General features: G+C 71.4%; 20 protein-coding genes. 13 read left to right on the forward strand and 7 right to left on the reverse strand.

Features of this window, described 5'->3' with window-relative positions:
- Window positions 1-48 precede the first annotated feature (48 nt).
- Together AQI70_RS17715 and AQI70_RS17720 are read right to left on the reverse strand one after the other, a co-directional pair.
- A complete protein-coding gene (locus tag AQI70_RS17715; RefSeq protein WP_003998380.1) occupies window positions 49-1176 on the reverse strand; it encodes an adenylate/guanylate cyclase domain-containing protein in 1128 nt (375 codons plus the stop codon).
- 126 nt (window positions 1177-1302) lie between these two features.
- The gene (locus tag AQI70_RS17720) at window positions 1303-2163 is read right to left on the reverse strand and encodes a biotin--[acetyl-CoA-carboxylase] ligase (RefSeq protein ID WP_062150683.1); all 861 of its coding nucleotides are present in this window, start codon (window positions 2161-2163) and stop codon (window positions 1303-1305) included.
- 110 nt (window positions 2164-2273) lie between these two features.
- Between AQI70_RS17720 and AQI70_RS17725 the strand changes: the two genes are divergently transcribed.
- Together AQI70_RS17725 and AQI70_RS17730 are read left to right on the forward strand one after the other, a co-directional pair.
- Window positions 2274-3887 carry an acyl-CoA carboxylase subunit beta gene (locus tag AQI70_RS17725; RefSeq protein WP_062150686.1) on the forward strand — a complete coding sequence of 538 codons (1614 nt, stop codon included), beginning with the start codon at window positions 2274-2276 and terminating at the stop codon, window positions 3885-3887.
- A 17-nt stretch (window positions 3888-3904) separates the two neighbouring features.
- Window positions 3905-4114, forward strand: coding sequence for an acyl-CoA carboxylase epsilon subunit (locus AQI70_RS17730; protein ID WP_062150689.1), 210 nt, complete (start codon window positions 3905-3907; stop codon window positions 4112-4114).
- A gap of 21 nt (window positions 4115-4135) precedes the next feature.
- On the opposite strand, the gene AQI70_RS17735 is transcribed toward AQI70_RS17730, so the two are convergent.
- A complete protein-coding gene (locus AQI70_RS17735) occupies window positions 4136-5266 on the reverse strand; it encodes an SGNH/GDSL hydrolase family protein (protein WP_062150692.1) in 1131 nt (376 codons plus the stop codon).
- Window positions 5267-5385: 119 nt separating this feature from the next.
- Here AQI70_RS17735 and mmpB point away from each other — a divergent pair, with 119 nt between their 5' ends.
- Entirely contained in the window at window positions 5386-5514 is a 129-nt protein-coding gene (gene mmpB, locus AQI70_RS40665; RefSeq protein ID WP_279616758.1) for a morphogenic membrane protein MmpB, read from the forward strand.
- Window positions 5515-5545: 31 nt separating this feature from the next.
- Entirely contained in the window at window positions 5546-6166 is a 621-nt protein-coding gene (locus AQI70_RS17740) for a Maf family protein (RefSeq protein WP_003998386.1), read from the forward strand.
- Here AQI70_RS17740 and AQI70_RS17745 read toward each other — a convergent pair.
- On the reverse strand, window positions 6135-6650 hold the full coding sequence (locus AQI70_RS17745; protein WP_062150695.1) for a hypothetical protein: 516 nt from the start codon (window positions 6648-6650) through the stop codon (window positions 6135-6137). The two genes, AQI70_RS17740 and AQI70_RS17745, sit on opposite strands and share 32 nt — an antisense overlap.
- Window positions 6651-7012: 362 nt before the next feature.
- Here AQI70_RS17745 and AQI70_RS17750 point away from each other — a divergent pair, with 362 nt between their 5' ends.
- Both AQI70_RS17750 and AQI70_RS17755 read left to right on the forward strand, forming a co-directional pair.
- On the forward strand, window positions 7013-8788 hold the full coding sequence (locus AQI70_RS17750; protein ID WP_062150699.1) for an acetyl/propionyl/methylcrotonyl-CoA carboxylase subunit alpha: 1776 nt from the start codon (window positions 7013-7015) through the stop codon (window positions 8786-8788).
- Between the two features lie 219 nt (window positions 8789-9007).
- Entirely contained in the window at window positions 9008-9661 is a 654-nt protein-coding gene (locus AQI70_RS17755) for a TetR/AcrR family transcriptional regulator (protein ID WP_425264619.1), read from the forward strand.
- On the opposite strand, the gene AQI70_RS17760 is transcribed toward AQI70_RS17755, so the two are convergent.
- On the reverse strand, window positions 9658-10614 hold the full coding sequence (locus AQI70_RS17760; RefSeq protein WP_078504067.1) for a DeoR/GlpR family DNA-binding transcription regulator: 957 nt from the start codon (window positions 10612-10614) through the stop codon (window positions 9658-9660). The genes AQI70_RS17755 and AQI70_RS17760 overlap by 4 nt on opposite strands.
- Before the next feature lie 166 nt (window positions 10615-10780).
- Entirely contained in the window at window positions 10781-12229 is a 1449-nt protein-coding gene (locus AQI70_RS17765; RefSeq protein ID WP_062150701.1) for an NAD(P)H-quinone dehydrogenase, read from the reverse strand.
- Between the two features lie 96 nt (window positions 12230-12325).
- Between AQI70_RS17765 and AQI70_RS17770 the strand changes: the two genes are divergently transcribed.
- From AQI70_RS17770 to AQI70_RS17785, 4 genes are all read left to right on the forward strand, one after another.
- Window positions 12326-12763, forward strand: coding sequence for a gamma-glutamylcyclotransferase family protein (locus AQI70_RS17770; protein WP_003998392.1), 438 nt, complete (start codon window positions 12326-12328; stop codon window positions 12761-12763).
- Between the two features lie 128 nt (window positions 12764-12891).
- Window positions 12892-13716 (forward strand): purine-nucleoside phosphorylase, encoded by an 825-nt coding sequence (locus tag AQI70_RS17775; protein WP_062150704.1) that lies wholly within the window; start codon window positions 12892-12894, stop codon window positions 13714-13716.
- 337 nt (window positions 13717-14053) lie between these two features.
- Complete coding sequence (locus tag AQI70_RS17780) at window positions 14054-15685, forward strand: phospho-sugar mutase (RefSeq protein WP_062150707.1); 1632 nt, start codon at window positions 14054-14056, stop codon at window positions 15683-15685.
- A 162-nt stretch (window positions 15686-15847) separates the two neighbouring features.
- Entirely contained in the window at window positions 15848-17056 is a 1209-nt protein-coding gene (locus AQI70_RS17785) for a hypothetical protein (RefSeq protein ID WP_425264620.1), read from the forward strand.
- A 261-nt stretch (window positions 17057-17317) separates the two neighbouring features.
- On the opposite strand, the gene AQI70_RS17790 is transcribed toward AQI70_RS17785, so the two are convergent.
- Window positions 17318-18004, reverse strand: coding sequence for a PH domain-containing protein (locus AQI70_RS17790; RefSeq protein ID WP_062150712.1), 687 nt, complete (start codon window positions 18002-18004; stop codon window positions 17318-17320).
- Between the two features lie 114 nt (window positions 18005-18118).
- Between AQI70_RS17790 and deoC the strand changes: the two genes are divergently transcribed.
- Genes deoC through AQI70_RS17805 form a run of 3 tightly spaced genes read left to right on the forward strand, consistent with a single transcriptional unit; the run spans window position 18119 to window position 21454 of the window.
- Window positions 18119-19081 (forward strand): deoxyribose-phosphate aldolase, encoded by a 963-nt coding sequence (deoC, locus tag AQI70_RS17795; protein ID WP_062151919.1) that lies wholly within the window; start codon window positions 18119-18121, stop codon window positions 19079-19081.
- 5 nt (window positions 19082-19086) lie between these two features.
- Window positions 19087-20523, forward strand: coding sequence for an aldehyde dehydrogenase family protein (locus AQI70_RS17800; protein WP_062150715.1), 1437 nt, complete (start codon window positions 19087-19089; stop codon window positions 20521-20523).
- Window positions 20516-21454 carry an aldehyde dehydrogenase family protein gene (locus AQI70_RS17805; protein ID WP_062150718.1) on the forward strand — a complete coding sequence of 313 codons (939 nt, stop codon included), beginning with the start codon at window positions 20516-20518 and terminating at the stop codon, window positions 21452-21454. The genes AQI70_RS17800 and AQI70_RS17805 overlap by 8 nt, the downstream gene beginning before the upstream one ends.
- The last annotated feature ends 36 nt before the right edge of the window (window positions 21455-21490 follow it).

Consider the following 21490-nt stretch of genomic DNA (forward strand, 5'->3'; position numbering starts at 1 on the left):
GCCGCACGAAAGCCGCAGCCGGCCCACCGAAGTCACCTGGCACGGCGCTCAGTCCCCCGTCGACGCCCTCCGCGTCAAGAGCCATGGCTCGACCACACCCAGCCCTCGCACCGGCCGCTGCCACATCGGCTGCAGCGCGAAGCGGTAGGTCGGCGGCTCCTCGCCCTCCTTCTCCGCGGCTGCCGCGGCCTCGGCGGCCTCAGCCTCCGACGCGGGCGCTTCACCCGTTCGGATGAGTTCCTCGGCGAAGGCACTGTCCACGAGGACGGCATCGCGCGGGGCTATGGACGTCAGCCGGGAGGCGAGGTTCACGGTCGTACCGAAGACATCGCCCATTCGGGTGGTCACCGTGCCGAACGCGATGCCGACCCGCAGCTCGGGCATCGTCTCGTCGTTCGCCATGGTCTCGATGAGCCGCAGGGCGATCTCCGCGGCGACCGCCGCGTCGTCGGCCGCGTACAGGACCTCGTCGCCGAGGGTCTTGATCAGCCGTCCGCCGCGCGCGGCCACCAGGTCGGCCGCCGTGGTCTCGAAGGCCTCGACGAGTTCGCCGAGTTCCTCCTCCTCCATACGGCGGGTCAGCCGTGTGAAGCCGACCAGGTCCGCGAAGCCCACGGCCAGGCGCCGGTCGACCATCTCCTCGTCGTCGGCGGCCTGGACGACCCGGCCGGTCGCGGCGGCGAGCTGGCGGCGCCAGACGTAGACGAGGAACTCCTCCAGCTCGGGCAGGAGCAGCTCGACCAGGGGATACGTCACCTCGGTCCGGGTCATCCCCGGCTCCGGCGGCTCGGTCAGACCCTCCAGAAAGGAGTCGATCTGCCACTCTGCGAGCCGGGCGGTGGTCTGCCCGGTGGATCTGGCCACCTGCACGGCCATGGCCTCGCTGAGCAGCCCCGCCTCGACAAGGCCGGCGAGGCGCCTGAGCGCCAGTACGTCGGCCTCGGTCAGCGCCTTGGCCTGCCCGATGTCGGCGAACCCCATGGCCCGCCAGAACCGGGACGCCAGCTCCATGGAGACACCGGCGCTACGGGCCGCCTGAAAAGGGGTGTAGCGCCGCTCGGCGCCGAGGATGAGCTGTTCGAGACGCAGGGCGAGCGGATCCTCGCCGGGGTCGGCGGCGTGGGGGTCCACCCGGCCGTCCGCGCCCGTGCCGGAGCCCGTGTCGTCGACGGTCACGCCTGCTGCCCTTCTGATCTGCCACGGTCAGATATCGACCGGCCTCAACTGTACGGCAGGTGTGGGCCACCTCACTCCCGAGAGGCCCGCCCCACCGGCGCGGCCCCGATGCGGCGCACCGGCAGCTCACGCCGGCCGCAAGTGCACGATGTCGCCCGCCCCCACGGGCTCCTGTACCCCTTCTCCGGTCGCCAGCACGAGCCGTCCGTCCCCGTCGATCGCCACGGCCTCCCCCGTGACCGACCGCTCCCCCGGCAGTTCGGCCCGCACCACCCTCCCCAGGGTCGCGCACCCCGCCGCATACGTCTCCTGGAGCCCGCTCACCACCGGGTCCCCGGCCGCGGCCCGCCACTGCCCGTACAGCTGCTCCAGCGACCGCAGCACCCCCCGCAGCAGCGGATCCCGGTCCGTGCTCACGGCCCCGGCCAGCGTCAGCGACCCCGCCTGGGGTACCGGCAGCTCCTCCGCACGCAGCGTGACATTGATGCCGACGCCGATGACGACCCCCTCGCTCCCGGCCCGCTCCGCCAGGATGCCGCCGGCCTTGCGTTCCTCTCCGCCGACGGTCACCAGCAGGTCGTTGGGCCACTTGAGTGCCGTATCGACGCCCGCGGCGCGCGACAGGCCCGTCGCCACGGCGACCCCCGTGAGCAGCGGCAGCCATCCCCACCGGGCCACCGGTACCTCGGCCGGGTTCAGCAGCACGGAGAAGAACAGCCCGGAGCGCGCCGGTGCCGTCCAGTTCCGCTCCAGCCGCCCACGGCCGGCCGTCTGCTCCTCGGCGATCAGGACCGTGCCCTCCCCGGCCTTGCCCTCGGTCGCCAGGTCCACCAGGTCGGTGTTGGTGGAACCGGTGCGCGCCACCACCTCCACCTCGCGCCACAGTCCGCCCTCCCGCACCAGCCCGCGCCGCAGCGCGGCGGCGTTCAGCGGCGGGCGGTCCAGGTCGGACCAACGGCTGTCGTCTGATGCATCTCGTGGCGTCATGCAAGCCACCCTAGGTGTGGTAAACGCCGCACTGCTGTTTCGTAGGCACGCCACTACGCTACGGATGAGTAACCGTCCCCCCTTTTGAGCAGGCAGGGAGCGCCATCCCGATGTCCGAGCCGGAAGAGCGTCACGAGATCCAAGGGATCGACATCCACACCACCGCGGGCAAGCTCGCGGATCTCCAGCGCCGTATCGATGAGGCGACGCACGCCGGCTCCGCACGCGCCGTCGAAAAGCAGCACGCCAAAGGCAAGTTGACGGCCCGTGAGCGCATCGAGCTGCTCCTCGACGAAGGGTCCTTCGTCGAACTCGACGAGTTCGCCCGGCACCGCTCCAGCAACTTCGGGCTGGAGAAGAACCGCCCGTACGGCGACGGGGTCGTCACCGGGTACGGGACCGTCGACGGCCGCCCGGTGGCCGTGTTCTCCCAGGACTTCACCGTCTTCGGCGGTGCGCTCGGCGAGGTCTACGGCCAGAAGATCGTCAAGGTCATGGACTTCGCGCTGAAGACCGGCTGCCCGGTCATCGGCATCAACGACTCCGGCGGCGCCCGTATCCAGGAGGGCGTGGCCTCGCTGGGCGCGTACGGCGAGATCTTCCGCCGGAACACGCACGCCAGCGGTGTCATCCCGCAGATCAGCCTGGTCGTGGGCCCGTGCGCGGGCGGCGCGGTCTACTCCCCGGCGATCACCGACTTCACCGTCATGGTCGACCAGACCTCGCACATGTTCATCACCGGCCCGGACGTCATCAAGACCGTCACCGGTGAGGACGTCGGCTTCGAGGAGCTGGGCGGCGCCCGCACCCACAACTCCACCTCCGGCGTGGCCCACCACATGGCCGGCGACGAGAAGGACGCCATCGAGTACGTCAAGCAGCTGCTGTCGTACCTGCCGTCCAACAACCTCTCCGAGCCCCCGGCCTTCCCGGAGGAGGCGGACCTCTCCGTCACCGACGAGGACCGCGAGCTGGACACGATCGTGCCGGACAGCGCGAACCAGCCGTACGACATGCACGCGGTGATCGAACACGTCCTCGACGACGCCGAGTTCTTCGAGACCCAGCCGCTGTTCGCGCCGAACATCATCACCGGGTTCGGGCGGGTGGAGGGCCGTCCGGTGGGCATCGTCGCCAACCAGCCGATGCAGTTCGCCGGCTGCCTCGACATCGACGCGAGCGAGAAGGCGGCCCGGTTCGTCCGCACGTGCGACGCCTTCAACGTCCCGGTGCTCACCTTCGTCGACGTGCCCGGCTTCCTGCCGGGCGTCGACCAGGAGCACACCGGCATCATCCGCCGCGGCGCCAAGCTGATCTACGCCTACGCCGAGGCGACGGTCCCGCTGATCACCGTCATCACCCGCAAGGCCTTCGGCGGCGCCTACGACGTCATGGGCTCCAAGCACCTCGGCGCCGACCTCAACCTCGCCTGGCCGACCGCCCAGATCGCCGTCATGGGCGCCCAGGGCGCGGTCAACATCCTGCACCGGCGCACCATCGCGGAGGCCGAGGCGAGCGGCGAGGACGTCGAGACGGTGCGCGCGCGGCTGATCCAGGAGTACGAGGACACCCTCCTCAACCCCTATGTCGCGGCCGAGCGCGGCTACGTCGACGCGGTGATCATGCCGTCGGACACCCGTCTCCACGTCGTGCGGGGCCTGCGTCAGCTGCGCACCAAGCGGGAGTCCCTGCCCCCGAAGAAGCACGGCAACATCCCCCTCTAGGCCTGCTGGGAGCCGTCATGAACATCAAGGTCCTACGGGGCAACCCGACACCGGAGGAGCTGGCCGCCGCACTGGCGGTGGTCCGCGCCCGCGCCGCGGCGGCGAACACCCTGCCGTCCGGCGCTCCCGCCGCGCGCGACTCCTGGTCCGACCCGTCCCGCATCGCGGCCCGGCGCCTGCCGCAGCCGGGTCCGACGACGTGGGCGCGTACGTACTGGCCCGGTTAGGGCCTGTCCGGCGGACAGGCCCTAGAGAGCCATCGACAGGGCTTGGGCCATCACCTCGTACCCGGCGTCGTTCGGGTGCAGGTGATCGCCGAAGTCGTACGACGGGCGCAGCCGATCCGGATCCACCGGGTCGGCCAGCGCCCGGTTCAGGTCCACCACCGCGTCGTACTCACCCGAGCAGCGGATCCACTCGTTCAGCTCGTGACTCACCTTGGCCGCGTGCTCACCCCAGTGGTCCGAGCCCCCGAACGGCAGCAGTGTGCAGCCGATCACCCTCAGCCCGGCCGCCCTGCCCTGCCGTATCAACTCCCGATGGCCGACGATGAGTTCCGCGGCCTCCACCACGGGCGCCGGCTGATACGTCGGCTGCTCGTCCGTCTCGCTGAAGCCGATGTCGTTCAGGCCCAGCAGGACGACGAGGGTGTCCACGCCGGGCTGGTCGAGGACGTCCCGGCGCAACCGGTGGACGCCCTTCTCCCCGTACCACGCCGAATCGTTGAGCAGCAGGTTCCCGCCGATCCCGGCGTTGAGGACGGGCCGCCCCGTGCGCTCGGCGAGCGCGTCCGACCAGCGCCGGTTCGCGCCCGGTGTCGAACCGAACCCGTCCGTGATCGAGTCGCCGAAGAGGGCGACGGCGTCCGTGCGTCCGGCGTCGACCTCCACCGCGGACAGGAAGTACCAGGACTGCGTCGCCGCGTCGAAGCCCGCGCCGCCGGTGTCCGCCGACAGGTCGCCCTCGCCCCGGTAACTGGTCGTGAAGGCCTGGGCGTGGAAGGTCGCGGGGCCGGTGGTGGCGTCGAAGTGGAGGGTGACGGTCACCGAGTCCCCGGCGGCGACCGCCAGGCGGACGTCGTCGCTGACCAGCTCCCCGTGCGGCGGTATCTCGGCCGCGCCCAAGCCCCCGAAGGTGAGCCGCGTGAGCGACTGAGGCCGCACGGCGGCCCCGACGGCCGTACGCCCCACGCTCGCGGCGGCGACCCGGACGGGCGAGGTGCCGTACGCGTGCGAGAGCCGTACCCGCACCCGGCCGCCACCCGCCGAGAGCCGTGCGACCTGCCGCAGTGACCGGCGCCAGAAGCCCTCGCGGGACCAGTTGGGTGTGAAGCCCTCGCTGGGCGGCTGAGGTGCGGCGGTCCAGGCAGCGGTGAACATGGCACATCCTCCAAACGGAACTGAAGCCCCATTAGCTAATGGAACCGTAGCACCGTTTGAGGGAAGTTGAGTACGCGTACTCAGGCGCCGCCGAGCAACCCCGACGGACGATGGAAGGCATGCTGTGGTCCGACCCCGAGAACGAGCCGCCGAAGGAACTGCGCGAGATGCAGGAGATGTTGCGGCGGCTGGGCGTTCTCATGGCGCTGGCCATGGTGCTCGCGATGATCGTGATCGGACTGAGGTGAGTCCGGCCGGACACGCCGATACGCTGACCGCATGACTGATCAGCCCCGCCGTCGACTCGTCCTCGCCTCCCAGTCCCCCGCCCGGCTCAACCTGCTCCGGCAGGCGGGCCTGGACCCCGAGGTCATCGTGAGCGGTGTCGACGAGGACGCCGTCACCGCGCCCACCCCCGCCGAGCTGGCGCTGGCCCTGGCCGAGGCGAAGGCCTCCGTCGTGGCGGCCAAGCCGGAGGTCAAGGGCGCGATCGTGATCGGCTGCGACTCGGTCCTCGACCTGGACGGCCAGGCCCTGGGCAAGCCGGCCGACGCCGAGGAGGCCACGGCCCGCTGGAAGTCGATGCGCGGCCGGGCGGGCACCCTGCAGACCGGCCACTGCGTCTACGACACCCTGACCGGCCGGTACACCTCCGCCACCGCCTCCACGGTCGTCCGCTTCGGCGAGCCGACCGACGAGGAGATCGCCGCGTACGTCGCCTCCGGCGAACCCCTCTACGTCGCCGGAGCGTTCACCCTCGACGGCCGCTCGGCCCCGTTCATCGACGGCATCGACGGCGACCACGGCAATGTGATCGGCATCAGCCTGCCGCTGGTGCGGCGACTGCTGGCGCAACTGGGCATCGGCATCACGGAGTTGTGGGCGCCGGCCCAGGGGTGACCGGGGAACCGCCGGCCGAGGAGCCGCCGGCCGAGGAGTCTTCGTCGCCCTGGCCCCCGTCGGGAGCGGCGCCGGCGGGCTCCCCGGGCCCGGCCTGGGCGTCGTACGTCATCAGCAGCAGCACGACGAGGGCCAGCACGACGACCATGAACAGGAACGCCGTCCAGCCCACCAGCCCCCAGGCGAACGCCCCCAGCAGCCCGTGCACCACGGCCGCGCTGATCAGCAGGATGCGGCCGAAGCCGGCCGGGGCGCGGTCGCGCAGGGCCACGAGCAGGGCGACGAGGCCGCACAGCGCGAAGTAGCCGCCGAAGACCAGGCCGCCGGCCTTCGAGGACACCGACATGACGTCAGGATCCAGTCCGGCCAGGGACATGTCCTGACGGTCGACCACGACCCCGAGGAACCACTGCAGCGCCGCGATGCCGAGGCCCTCGGCGAAGAGCACGACAGCCACGATCCACGCCACCGGCCTGCGCACCACCGGTCCCCACCCACTTCCGAGCCCGCGCTGTTACTCCAAGTACGTTCGAGACATCGCGAACGCTACTAACGGGTAAACCCAGGGACAAGGGTTCGGGCGGGAGCAAAGAACCGTTGGGCCATTCGTAGGGATTCCACAAAGAAACCGAGTGGCCCGCAGCACGTGATGACAGAGACCTTGACCACAGCGGAGGGCTAGGGTTTTCCGGGACAGACCTGCGTGCCAAGGCACGACATGGGATTTCGCGGGTCGAGCGAGCCTGGAATCACGCTCCGTGTGGGCAAGCTCACCATTGGGGACGGGTCGAAGTGCCGTGTCGGCAGTCCCTAAACTCGGCTTGTTTCAAGGAGGGAGCCTCAATCGTGCGCAAGGTGCTCATCGCCAACCGTGGCGAAATCGCTGTCCGCGTGGCCCGGGCCTGCCGGGACGCCGGTATCGCGAGCGTGGCCGTATACGCCGACCCGGACCGGGACGCTCTGCATGTCCGCGCCGCGGATGAGGCGTTCGCCCTGGGCGGTGACACCCCGGCCACCAGCTACCTGGACATCGACAAGGTCCTCAAAGCGGCGCGCGAGTCCGGGGCGGACGCGATCCACCCCGGCTACGGCTTCCTGTCGGAGAACGCCGACTTCGCCCAGGCCGTCCTGGACGCCGGGCTGATCTGGATCGGCCCGCCGCCGCAGGCCATCCGCGACCTCGGCGACAAGGTGGCCGCCCGGCACATCGCCCAGCGCGCCGGCGCCCCGCTGGTGGCCGGCACGCCCGACCCCGTCTCCGGCGCCGAGGAGGTCGTCGCCTTCGCCGAGGAGCACGGCCTGCCGATCGCCATCAAGGCCGCCTTCGGTGGTGGCGGACGCGGCCTGAAGGTCGCCCGCACCCTCGAAGAGGTCCCCGAGCTGTACGACTCCGCGGTGCGCGAGGCCGTCGCCGCCTTCGGCCGCGGCGAGTGCTTCGTCGAGCGCTACCTGGACAAGCCGCGGCACGTCGAGACCCAGTGCCTCGCCGACCAGCACGGCAACGTCGTGGTGGTCTCCACCCGTGACTGCTCCCTCCAGCGCCGCCACCAGAAGCTGGTCGAGGAGGCGCCCGCGCCCTTCCTCTCCGACGAGCAGATCGCCGAGCTGTACTCGTCCTCCAAGGCCATCCTCAAGGAGGCCGGCTACGTCGGCGCCGGCACCGTCGAGTTCCTCGTCGGCCTCGACGGCACCATCTCCTTCCTTGAGGTCAACACCCGCCTCCAGGTCGAGCACCCGGTCACCGAGGAGGTCTCCGGCATCGACCTGGTGCGCGAGATGTTCCGCATCGCCGACGGCGAGGAGCTCGGCTACGACGACCCGCCGCTGCGCGGCCACTCCTTCGAGTTCCGCATCAACGGCGAGGACCCCGGCCGCAACTTCCTCCCGGCCCCCGGCACGGTGACGAAGTTCGCCGCGCCGTCCGGCCCGGGCGTCCGTCTGGACGCGGGCGTGGAGTCCGGCAGCGTGATCGGCCCGGCCTGGGACTCCCTGCTGGCCAAGCTGATCGTCACCGGCGCCACCCGCGAGCAGGCCCTGCAGCGCGCCGCCCGCGCCCTGGAGGAGTTCCAGGTCGAGGGCATGGCCACGGCCATCCCGTTCCACCGCGCGGTGGTCAAGGACCCGGCGTTCGCGCCGGAGCTCACCGGCTCCGACGCGCCGTTCACGGTCCACACCCGCTGGATCGAGACCGAGTTCGTCAACGACATCAAGCCCTTCGCCGCCCCCGCCGACACCACGGAGGCGGAGGAGGAGGCCGGCCGCGAGACCGTCGTCGTCGAGGTCGGCGGCAAGCGCCTGGAGGTCTCCCTCCCGGCGTCCCTCGGGATGTCCCTGGCCCGCACCGGCCTCGCGGCCGGGGCCAAGCCCAAGCGCCGCGCGGCCAAGAAGTCCGGCCCCGTGGCCTCCGGCGACACCCTCGCCTCGCCGATGCAGGGCACCATCGTCAAGATCGCCGTGGAGGAGGGCCAGGAGGTCAAGGAGGGCGACCTGATCGTCGTCCTGGAGGCGATGAAGATGGAACAGCCCCTGAACGCGCACAAGTCCGGCACCATCAAGGGCCTGACCGCCGAGGTCGGCGCCTCCCTCACCTCGGGTGCCGCCATCTGCGAGATCAAGGACTGACCCGTACGCGGATTCTCCGTACGACATCCCGGGCGCCCGGCGGACTGAGCGATCAGCCCGCCGGGCGCCTCGTTGCCGGTGTCCGGTGCGGGGGGGCTGCGAGGCCAGCCATCCACAGCCCGCACCCGGTCGGCACCGCACCCCCACGGCGACCGCCCGATGGCATGCTGAACCCACGGGACAAGTACGGAACAAGTGCAGGAAGGGCAGGTGAACCCCATGGCCCGGTCGCCGACAGGCATGCGCGCCGATGCCCGGCGCAACCACGAGCGCCTGCTCACCGAGGCCCGCTCCGCCTTCGCCGAGCACGGCACGGACGCGTCCCTGGAGGACGTGGCCCGCCGCGCGGGCGTCGGCATCGGCACCCTCTACCGTCACTTCCCCAACCGCGACGCCCTGTTGAGCGCCCTCTTCGAGGACGCGGTCAGCGACCTGCTGACCCGCTCACGCGAGCTCCTGCACGCCCCGGAGCCCTGCGCGGCGCTCGTGACCTGGCTGCGCGAGATGGTCACGCACGCGGGCGAGTACCGCGGCCTGGCCAGATCCCTGATGTCCGTGTCGTACGACACCACCTCGGCCCTGGCCCGGTGCAGCGGCCCGATCCGCGAGGCGGGCGGCGCACTGCTGGCGCGCGCCCAGGAGGCGGGGACGGTCCGCCCGGACGTGGCGATCGGCGACCTGCTCCAGCTCACCCACGCGATCGCGCTGGCGGCGGAGGAGACTCCGGGCGACCCGGAGTTGGCGGACAGGTTGCTGCACCTGACGCTGCGGGGGCTGAAACCCACCCAGGGGCGCGGGGAACCGCGCGACCAGCCACACACCACCCGCACCCGCACGACAACCCACGCCCCTACGGCGAACAGGCGAACCTAACGCCGCCGCAGATCGGCGACCCGGGCCCGTTCCCGTTCCCGCTCCGCACCCGGCCCCTGCTCACCCAGCACCGTCGCGGCCCTCAGCCCCCCGCCGGCGGCCCGCCGCGGTCCCGGCAGCGCGGGCCGCTGCCCACGGCGCGCCGGGACCTCGTCACCCCCCGAGGAGCCCGTCGCCCCGGCCACGGCGATCTGCACCCCCTGGTCGGCGAGGGCCTGGAGCTCGGTGTGGGCACGGTCGTCGTGGCCCGGCGGTTCGTCGGTGACCAGGCGGGTGATGACGTCCGTCGGCACCGTCTGGAACATCGTGTCCGTACCGAGCTTGGTGTGGTCGGCGAGGACGACGACCTCCGCGGCCGCCTGGACGAGGGCCCGGTCGACGGACGCCGAGAGCATGTTGGACGTGGACAGCCCGCGTTCGGCGGTCAGACCGCTCCCGGAGAGGAAGGCCCGCGACACCCGCAGCCCCTGGAGGGACTGCTCGGCACCGCTGCCGACCAGGGCGTAGTTCGAACCGCGGAGCGTACCGCCGGTCATCACGACCTCGACCCGGTTGGCATGGGCCAACGCCTGCGCCACCAGGAGGGAGTTGGTGACGACGGTCAGACCGGGTACGCGCGCGAGCCGGCGTGCGAGCTCCTGGGTGGTGGTTCCCGCCCCGACGACGATCGCCTCGCCCTCCTCCACGAAGTTCGCGGCGAGGTCGGCGATGGCCGTCTTCTCGGCGGTCGCGAGATGTGACTTCTGCGGAAAGCCGGACTCCCGCGTGAACCCGCCCGGCAATACCGCACCGCCATGCCGGCGGTCGAGGAGTCCTTCTGCCTCCAGTGCGCGCACGTCCCGCCGTACGGTCACTTCGGAGGTCTGGACGACGCGGGCGAGCTCACGGAGCGACACCGCTCCGTTCGCTCGCACCATTTCGAGGATCAATTGGCGACGTTCTGCAGCGAACACGAAACTGACAGTAACCCCAACGACCGTCTGGTTTCAGCAGTTTGCGCCGAATAACAGAAGTTGTTCGCACGCGAGGGCGAGAAGTGGTATAGGGCCTAGTCCGGCCGACTATGCCGTACGCATGCTCGACAACTCCCCGTGACCAGCGAGGAGTCGGTTCCGGCCGTCAGAGTTCGCCGCCGGACTTCCGTGTGTGCAGCTGCCGTGCCACCTCGGCGATCGAGCCCGAAAGGGAGGGGTACACGGTGAAGGCGTTCGCGATCTGTTCGACCGTCAGATTGTTGTCGACCGCGATCGAGATCGGATGGATCAGTTCGGAGGCGCGCGGCGCCACGACGACACCGCCGACGACGATGCCGGTGCCCGGGCGGCAGAAGATCTTGACGAAGCCGTCGCGGATGCCCTGCATCTTCGCGCGCGGGTTGCGCAGCAGCGGCAGCTTGACGACCCGGGCGTCGATCTTGCCCGCGTCCACGTCGGCCTGCGTGTAGCCGACGGTGGCGATCTCGGGGTCGGTGAAGACGTTCGACGACACGGTCTTCAGGTTCAGCGGGGCCACCGCGTCACCGAGGAAGTGGTACATGGCGATACGTCCCTGCATCGCCGCCACCGAGGCGAGCGCGAACACACCGGTGACATCACCGGCCGCGTACACGCCGGGAGCGGTCGTGCGGGAGACCTTGTCGGTCCAGATGTGCCCGGACTCGCGCAGTTTGACGCCGGCCTCCTCCAGGCCCATGCCCTCGGAGTTGGGGATGGCACCGACGGCCATCAGGCAGTGGCTGCCGCTGATGACACGGCCGTCGGCGAGGGTGACCTCCACCCGGTCCCCGACCCGCTTGGCGGCGGCGGCCCGCGAGCGCGCCATGACGTTCATGCCGCGGCGCCGGAAGACGTCTTCGAGCACGGCGGCGGCGTCCGGGTCCTCACCCGGCAGCACCCGGTCCCGCGACGACACCAGGGTGACCCGCGACCCGAGCGCCTGGTAGGCACCGGCGAACTCGGCACCGGTGACACCCGAGCCGACCACGATGAGCTCCTCGGGCAGCTCGGTGAGGTCGTAGACCTGGGTCCAGTTCAGGATCCGCTCACCATCGGGCTGCGCGTCGGGAAGCTCACGCGGATGACCGCCGGTCGCGATCAGCACCGCGTCCGCGACAAGCGTCTCCTCGGTCCCGTCCGCGGCCCGCACCACGACCTTGCGCGACCCGTCGAGGGCCTGCATGCCCTCCAGCCGCCCCCGCCCACGCATCACCCGCGCACCGGCACGCGTCACGGAGGCGGTGATGTCATGGGACTGCGCGAGCGCCAGGCGCTTCACACGCCGGTTGACCTTGCCCAGATCGACACCCACGACACGCGCGGGCGTGTCGATGTGCGGGGTGTCGTCGGCGACGATGATGCCCAGCTCCTCGTAGGAGGAATCGAAGGTGGTCATCACCTCGGCCGTGGCGATGAGGGTCTTCGAGGGCACGCAGTCGGTCAGGACCGACGCCCCGCCCAGACCGTCGCTGTCGACGACGGTCACCTCCGCGCCGAGCTGAGCGGCCACCAGCGCCGCTTCGTATCCGCCGGGTCCGCCACCGATGATCACGATCCGAGTCACGTACTCCATTGTCCCGCACGCCTCACGGTGGTACCGCCTGGGGCCCCGCCCGAGACACCACTGTTACTGGAGGGGCGGGCGATTCCTCTGCCGTACTCTCTCTGCATGTCGCTCTACGCCGCGTACGCCGGCAATCTCGATGCGCGGCTGATGACCCGCCGCGCTCCGCACTCGCCGCTGCGCGCCACCGGCTGGCTGAACGGGTGGCGGCTGACGTTCGGGGGCGAGCAGCTCGGCTGGGACGGCGCGCTGGCGACGCTCGTCGAGGAGCCGGGGGAGCAGGTCTTCGTCGCGCTGTACGACATCGCCCCGATGGACGAGGAGTCCCTGGACCGCTGGGAGGGCGTCGGCCTCGGCATCTACCGGCGGCTGCGGGTACGGGTGCACACGCTGGAGGGCGAGGAGCCGGCGTGGGTGTACGTGCTGAACGCCTACGAGGGCGGGCTGCCGTCGGCCCGCTACCTGGGCGAGATCGCGGACGCGGCCGAGTCGGCGGGGGCACCGCACGACTACGTGATGGAGCTCCGGAAGCGGCCGTGCTGACCCGCTAGCCCCCCAATCACCTGCACTCCCTCCTGCCCCGCCTTCGTTGGAAACGACAAGACAACGATCGCCATCCCGTGAGCTCTGTCATCTACGCGCGTAGGCCCAAACCGGCTACCCTCAGTCGCGTGAACGCATCTCTTCTTCCGGACGACATCCAGGGCGACCCTCACGCCGCCGCCGACGCCGCCGCCGCTCGCCTGCGCGAACTCACCGGCGCCGAGACCCACGACGTCGCCCTCGTGATGGGCTCCGGCTGGGCTCCGGCCGTGGACGCCCTCGGCGCACCCGAGGCCGAGTTCCAGGTCACCGAGCTGCCCGGGTTCCCCCCGCCGGCAGTGGAAGGGCACGGCGGCAAGATCCGCTCGTACAAGATCGGCGACAAGCGCGCCCTGGTCTTCCTGGGCCGCACCCACTACTACGAGGGCCGCGGCGTGGCAGCCGTGGCACACGGCGTCCGCACCGCCGTGGCGGCCGGCTGCAAGACGGTCGTGCTCACCAACGGCTGCGGCGGCCTGCGCGAGGGCATGCGCCCCGGCCAGCCGGTCCTGATCAGCGACCACATCAACCTCACGGCGACGTCCCCGATCATCGGCGCGAACTTCGTCGACCTCACCGACCTCTACTCCCCGCGTCTGCGCGCGCTGTGCAAGGAGGTCGACCCCACGCTGGAGGAGGGCGTCTACGCCCAGTTCCCCGGCCCGCACTACGAGACGCCGGCCGAGATCCGTATGGCCCGGGTGATCGGGGCGGACCTGGTGGGCATGTCGACGGTCCTCGAAGCGATCGCCGCCCGCGAGGCGGGCGCCGAGGTGCTGGGCATCTCCCTGGTGACGAACCTCGCCGCCGGCATGACGGGCGAGCCCCTCAACCACGAGGAGGTCCTGCAGGCGGGGCGCGACTCGGCGACGCGGATGGGCTCGCTGCTGGCGCAGGTGCTCGACCGCCTGTAGAGACACCTCGCCGTGTCGTCTGGCGACCGCAGGTCTCCGTGGGGGCTGGTCGCCCGCCCCTGGGGGTGCAGTCGCCCCTGCGCCGCAAGGTGGACGGACTCGCACTCGCGTACGGCGGGAAGGGGACGGGGTGGGGGGTGTCCGCCCGCAGCGGCCGGCGTCCGGCGCCCAGCACGGACTGAGACGCAGCAACCGCCGGACCGAGGACGGACACCCCCCACCCCGGCCCCGACCCACCACGCACCGCAGGCGCTACGCGCACCCCCACCCAACAGCACAGGCCGCCGCAGGCATCGCACCCGCACCCGCACCACCGACAACGAGAGGCTGACCCGACGTGCACGACGACCTCATCGCCCGCGCCCAGGCATGGCTCGCCGAGGACCCCGACCCGGAGACCCGCGACGAACTCGCCAAGCTCATCGAAGCCGCGGACGTCGAAGAGCTCGCCACGCGCTTCAGCGGCACCCTCCAGTTCGGCACCGCGGGCCTGCGCGGCGAACTCGGCGCCGGCCCCATGCGCATGAACCGCACGGTCGTCATCCGCGCCGCGGCCGGCCTCGCCGCGTACCTCAAGAAGCACGGCCACGAGAACGGCCTCGTCGTCATCGGCTACGACGCCCGCCACAAGTCGGAGGACTTCGCCCGCGACACCGCCGCCGTGATGACGGGCGCGGGCCTGCGCGCCGCCGTACTCCCCCGCCCCCTGCCCACCCCCGTCCTCGCCTACGCCATAAGGCACCTCGGCGCGGTGGCCGGCGTCGAGGTCACCGCCAGCCACAACCCGCCTCGCGACAACGGCTACAAGGTCTACCTCGGCGACGGCTCCCAGATCGTCCCGCCCGCGGACGTCGAGATCGCGGAGGAGATCGCCGCCGTCCCGTCCCTCACGGTCGTGCCCCGCCCCACCGAGGGCTGGGACACCCTGGACGACAGCGTCCTCGACGCCTACCTCGCCCGCACCGACGCCGTCCTCGCCCCGGACTCCCCCCGCACCGCCCGCACCGTCTACACGGCGATGCACGGCGTCGGCAAGGACGTCCTCCTCGCCGCCTTCGAGCGCGCCGGCTTCCCCGCCCCCGCCCTCGTCACCGAGCAGGCCGAGCCCGACCCGGACTTCCCCACCGTCGCCTTCCCCAACCCGGAAGAGCCCGGCGCGATGGACCTCGCCTTCGCCAAGGCCCGCGAGACCGAGCCCGACCTCGTCATCGCCAACGACCCCGACGCCGACCGCTGCGCCGTGGCCGTCAAGGACGGCGAGGACTGGCGGATGCTGCGCGGCGACGAGGTGGGCGCGCTGCTCGCCGCCCACCTGGTGAACCGCGGAGCACAGGGCACCTTCGCGGAGTCCATCGTCTCCTCCTCCCTCCTCGGCCGGATCGCCGAGAAGGCGAACCTCCGCTACGAGGAGACCCTCACCGGCTTCAAGTGGATCGCCCGCGTCGAGGGCCTGCGCTACGGCTACGAGGAGGCCCTCGGCTACTGCGTCGACCCCGACGGCGTCCGCGACAAGGACGGCATCACGGCCGCCCTGCTGATCACCGAACTGGCCTCGCAGCTGAAGGAGGAGGGCCGCACCCTCCTCGACCTCCTCGACGACCTCGCCGTGGAGCACGGCCTGCACGCCACCGACCAGCTCTCCGTCCGCGTCCAGGACCTGTCGGTCATCGCGAACGCCATGCGCCGGCTGCGCGAACAGCCGCCGACCGAGCTGGCCGGGCTGCCCATCACCAAGGCCGAGGACCTCACCCAGGGCACCGAGTCGCTCCCGCCCACCGACGGCCTGCGCTACACCCTCGAAGGCGCCCGCGTCATCGTCCGCCCCAGCGGCACGGAGCCCAAGCTGAAGTGCTACCTGGAGGTCGTCGTCCCGGTCCCGGCGCACACCGGCCTCCCGGCGGCCCGCGCCAAGGCGGCCGGCCTGCTGGAGACGATCAAGCGGGACCTGTCGGTGGCGGCCGGCATCTGAGCCGTACGCCGATCCCCACGCGCACACCATGGGGTGCCCCCACTCGGAGGCACCCCATCGGGTGATTTCCCCACGGCGGTTGACCCGGGCTCCACGCCCCCTTCCGCCGCCCGGGCAACGGTGGAGCGGAAACGCACCACCGAGCAGCCTGGAGCCGCCGCCGTGTCCTCGACCGCATTCCGGCCGACACCCCGAGCGACCACCGCCCCCGGCGCCGACCCCCACCCCGGCTCCCCGCCCCCGCCGCTGCGGCGCGCTCTCTCCACTGCCCTGCGGGCCCTGCGCCACGCGGCCCCCGCCCTCCTCTGCTACCTCGCCGTACGCTGCACGGGCCTGCTGCTCCTCTCCGTCTGGGCGCACCGCCGGCAGCACGGTGTCTGGCCGATCCTGGCGACGCAGTGGGACGCCGACTGGTATCTCGGCATCGCCGACCACGGATACGCGCGCGAGCTCGGCACCGCGCACAACGCCAACAACCTCGCCTTCTTCCCGCTCTACCCGGTCCTGGTCAAGGCGGTCGCGGCCCTCACCCCGGGCACCCGCGCCAGCACCGGACTGGCCCTCGCCGTCCTCGCCTCCCTCGTCGCGGCATGGGGCGTCTTCGCGGTCGGCGACCGGCTGCACGGCCGCCGTGTCGGCGTCCTCCTCACCGTCCTGTGGGCCGCGTTCCCGGTCGGCCTGGTGCAGTGGATGGGCTACACCGAGTCCCTGTTCACGGCGATCGCGGCCTGGGCGCTGTACGCCGTGCTCACCGGCCGCCTGCTCACCGCGGCCTGGCTGGCGGCGCTGGCGGGCCTGACCCGCCCGACCGGCATCGCGGTGGCCGCGGCGGTCACGGTGACGGCCCTGCTCGCCCTGCGCCGCCACTTCGGCCTCCGCACCCTCGCGGCGGCCGTCGTAGCGCCGCTCGGCTGGTGTGGATACGTCGGCTGGGTGGGCCTGCGCCTCGGCCGCTGGGACGGCTACTTCGCCGTACAGCGGCTGTGGCACAACGAGCTGGACGGCGGCCGGGAGACCCTGCGCATGATGCGGCGGCTGCTGGTGTACGACCCGGCGCCCAGGCTGTTCCTGGTGCTGGTGACCCTCACGCTGATCACCTCGGTGGTGCTGTTCGGGCTGTCCGTGTGGGACCGGCAGCCGGTGCCGCTGCTGGTCTTCACGGCCGTACTGCTGACGATCGTCCTGGGCAGCGGCGGCGTCTACTTCCCCCGCGCCCGCTTCCTGCTCCCCGCCTTCCCCCTCCTGCTCCCCGTCGCCCTGCACCTGTCCCGCGCCACCCGCCGCCACCGCGTGCTGGTCCTGGCGGCGGCGGTCGCCGGCTCGGCGTACTGCGGCGCCCACATGGCGCTGGTGTGGCCGGGCGCGCCCTGAGTCCCGAGGTCGGCCGACTCCCGCATGTCGGACAGGCAGAGGCCGAGAGACGCAGAGGCCGAGAGACGCAGAGACCGGAGACGCAGAGACCGGAGACGCAGAAGCCGGAAGACGCAGAGACCGGGAGACGCACAGACCGGGAGACGCACAGACCGGGAGACGCACAGACCTGAGACCTCCTGACGGGAATGCTCAGAAGCCACCGCCCCGGCGGAACCCTCCCACCGCCGGGCGCCCGCCAACCGGCCGCCCCTCGGCCCGCTACCCCACCGCCAGCAAGATCACCAGCAGCAGGGCCCCCGCGATCGCCGGCCCCGCCACCTCATAGGCCCACCGCACGATCACCTCGCCCTGCGCGGACTCCGCCCCTGCCCGGTGCTCCAGGAGTTCCCGCAGGTCGTCCATAACCTTGTCGGTCTCGGCGCGCACCGGCCCGTCGGCGTCCACATCCATCCGCGGCGCCCCGAACCCGAGCCCCCCGAGCCCGCGACCGCCGCGCTCACCCCGCGCGGCAGCGCTTCTCTCCGCGGCCGCCCTGGCCGACCGACGTGCCGCCTTCTTGCGCGCCCGCAGCGAGACCGGAATCGCCCAGAGCTGGTACTTGGCGCCCGACTTGGCGACGACCTCGTTCGAGTAGCCGGACCGCAGCGCGGCGACCTGTCCCCAGGGCAGCACGATCACGCGGAGCGGGTTGCGGATGCGCAGCCGTTCCTCGTTGGCGTGGACGGCGGGCCGCAGGGTGAACGCGGACACCAGCGGCACGAGGAGAATCAGCCCCGCGAGCGCCAGCCACTGCGTGCGCCCCTCGCCCCGCACCAGGGCGTCGGTACCGAGCCAGAGCACGATGGCCAGCAGCAGGACACCGCCGACGATGCCCATGGGCGAGCGGTAGACCCGGTCCCTGGACACGGGCTCCGGTGTGGGTGACTGATGCTCCGGGGTCGTCATGGGCCCGATTCTGCCCGACGGGTCGGACGACGCTCATACGCACCACCCCCCGCACAAGATGAGCACCCGGCCCTGTACAGCTGCTACGCGCGTAGATATGCTCGTCTGGTGACCATGCCCACCAATGCACCCACCGCAGCGCACACCCTCTCGGACGTCACCGCGTCCGACAGCACGCTGCGCCGCTTCCTCCACGGGCTGCCCGGCGTCGACGCGGTCGGCCTGGAGGCGCGCGCCGCGTCGCTCGGCACTCGTTCCATCAAGACGACCGCCAAGGCGTACGCCATCGACCTCGCCATCTCGATGGTCGACCTGACGACGCTCGAAGGCGCGGACACCCCGGGCAAGGTCCGGGCGCTCGGCGTCAAGGCGGTCCACCCCGACCCCACCGACCGTACGACCCCGGCGACCGCGGCCGTCTGCGTCTACCCCGACATGGTGGCCACCGCCAAGGAAGCCGTCGCCGGCTCCTCGGTGAAGGTCGCCTCGGTCGCCACCGCCTTCCCGGCGGGCCGCGCGCCCCTGGGGGTGAAGCTGGCCGATGTGCGCGAGGCCGTCGCGGCCGGCGCCGACGAGATCGACATGGTCATCGACCGCGGGGCGTTCCTCGCGGGCCGCTACATGAAGGTGTACGACGAGATCGTCGCCGTGAAGGAGGCCTGCGGGGCGAGCGCCCGCCTCAAGGTCATCTTCGAGACGGGTGAGCTGTCGACGTACGACAACATCCGGCGTGCGAGCTGGCTCGGCATGCTGGCCGGGGCGGACTTCATCAAGACGTCCACCGGCAAGGTCGCCGTCAACGCCACCCCCGCGAACACGCTCCTCATGCTGGAAGCGGTACGCGACTTCCGTGCCCAGACCGGCATCCAGATCGGCGTGAAGCCGGCCGGCGGGATCAGGACGACCAAGGACGCCATCAAGTTTCTCGTCCTGGTCAACGAGACCGCCGGCGAGGACTGGCTGGACAACCACTGGTTCCGCTTCGGCGCCTCCTCGCTCCTGAACGACCTGCTGATGCAGCGTCAGAAGCTGGCCACCGGCCGCTACTCCGGCCCCGACTACGTGACGGTGGACTGATCACCATGGCATCGGCATTCGAATACGCACCGGCTCCCGAGTCCCGCGGAAACGTCGACATCGCGCCCTCGTACGGCCTGTTCATCGACGGCGAGTTCACCGAGGCCGCCGACGGCAAGGTCTTCAAGACCGTCTCGCCGTCCACCGAGGAGGTCCTCTCCGAGATCGCCCAGGCCGGCGCGGCGGACGTGGACCGCGCGGTGAAGGCCGCCCGCAAGGCCTTCGAGAAGTGGTCGGCGCTGCCCGGCTCGGAGCGCGCGAAGTACCTCTTCCGCATCGCCCGGATCATCCAGGAGCGCAGCCGCGAGCTGGCGGTCCTGGAGACCCTGGACAACGGCAAGCCGATCAAGGAGACGCGCGACGCCGACCTCCCCCTGGTCGCCGCGCACTTCTTCTACTACGCGGGCTGGGCCGACAAGCTGGAGTACGCGGGCTTCGGCGCGAACCCGAAGCCGCTCGGCGTCGCGGGCCAGGTCATCCCCTGGAACTTCCCGCTGCTGATGCTGGCGTGGAAGATCGCCCCGGCCCTCGCGACCGGCAACACGGTCGTCCTGAAGCCGGCCGAGACCACCCCGCTCTCCGCCCTGTTCTTCGCGGACATCTGCCGCCAGGCGGGCCTGCCCAAGGGCGTCGTCAACATCCTTCCGGGCTACGGCGACACGGGCGCCGCGCTCGTCGCGCACCCTGACGTGAACAAGGTCGCCTTCACCGGCTCGACGGCCGTCGGCAAGGAGATCGCGCGGACCGTCGCGGGCTCCCGCAAGAAGCTCACCCTGGAGCTCGGCGGCAAGGGCGCCAACATCGTCTTCGACGACGCCCCGATCGACCAGGCGGTGGAGGGGATCGTCAACGGCATCTTCTTCAACCAGGGCCAGGTCTGCTGCGCGGGCAGCCGTCTGCTGGTCCAGGAGTCGATCCAGGACGAGCTGCTGGAGTCCCTCAAGCGCCGCCTGTCGACCCTGCGCCTCGGCGACCCCCTCGACAAGAACACCGACATCGGCGCGATCAACTCCGAGGAACAGCTCACGCGCATCACCTCGCTCGTCGAGCAGGGCGAGGCGGAGGGCGCCGAGCGCTGGTCCCCGGCCTGCGAACTGCCCGAGAGCGGCTACTGGTTCGCCCCGACGCTCTTCACGAACGTCACCCAGGCGCACACCATCGCCCGCGACGAGATCTTCGGCCCGGTGCTGTCGGTCCTCACCTTCCGCACCCCGGACGAGGCCGTCGCCAAGGCCAACAACACCGCGTACGGCCTGTCGGCGGGCATCTGGACGGAGAAGGGGTCGAGGATCCTCGCCGTCGCGAACAAGCTCCGCGCGGGAGTGATCTGGTCCAACACGTTCAACAAGTTCGACCCGACCTCGCCCTTCGGCGGCTACAAGGAGTCGGGCTTCGGCCGCGAGGGCGGCCGCCACGGCCTGGAGGCGTACCTCGATGTCTGAGAAGACCGAAAAGACCGAACAGCGCTTGTCGGTCTTCAAGACCTACAAGCTGTACGTCGGCGGGAAGTTCCCGCGTTCCGAGAGCGGCCGGGTGTACGAGGTGACGGCGAAGACATCAGCCGCTGGCGCGGCGGGGAAGGGCAACTGGCTGGCGAACGTACCGCTGTCGTCCCGCAAGGACGCCCGTGACGCGGTGGTCGCCGCCCGCAAGGCGTTCGGGGCGTGGTCGGGGGCGACGGCGTACAACCGCGGTCAGATCCTCTACCGCATCGCCGAGATGCTGGAGGGCCGGCGCGAGCAGTTCGTGCGCGAGGTCGCCGACGCCGAGGGGCTGTCGAAGTCCAAGGCGGCGGCGGTCGTCGACGCCACGATCGACCGCTGGGTCCTGTACGCGGGCTGGACCGACAAGATCGCCCAGGTGGTCGGCGGCGGAAACCCGGTCGCGGGACCCTTCTTCAACCTCTCCTCCCCCGAGCCGACCGGCGTGGTGGCCGTCCTGGCCCCCCAGGAGTCGTCCTTCCTGGGCCTGGTCTCGGTCGTCGCCCCGGTGATCGCCACCGGCAACACGGCGGTCGTGATCGCCTCCGAGAAGTCCCCGCTCCCCGCCCTCTCCCTCGGCGAGGTCCTGGCCACCTCCGACCTCCCCGGCGGTGTGGTCAACATCCTCTCCGGCCGTACGGCGGAGATCGCGACGCCCCTGGCCGCACACCAGGACGTCAACGCGATCGACCTCGCGGGCGCCGACGACGTACTGGCGAAGGAGCTGGAGATCGCCGCGGCGGACAACCTCAAGCGCGTCCTTCGTCCACAGCCTGTGGACGAGGTCGACTGGTCGGCGAAGCCGGGCATCGACCGTATGACGGCGTTCCTGGAGACGAAGACGGTCTGGCACCCGACAGGGTCGCTGGGCGCGTCCGGCTCGTCGTACTGAGGACCGCCGGGCACCGAGACCGGAGAGCCGCGCTTC

Origin of the sequence: Streptomyces curacoi (assembly GCF_001513975.1) — a bacterium.
In the GTDB taxonomy this organism is placed as follows: domain Bacteria; phylum Actinomycetota; class Actinomycetes; order Streptomycetales; family Streptomycetaceae; genus Streptomyces; species Streptomyces curacoi.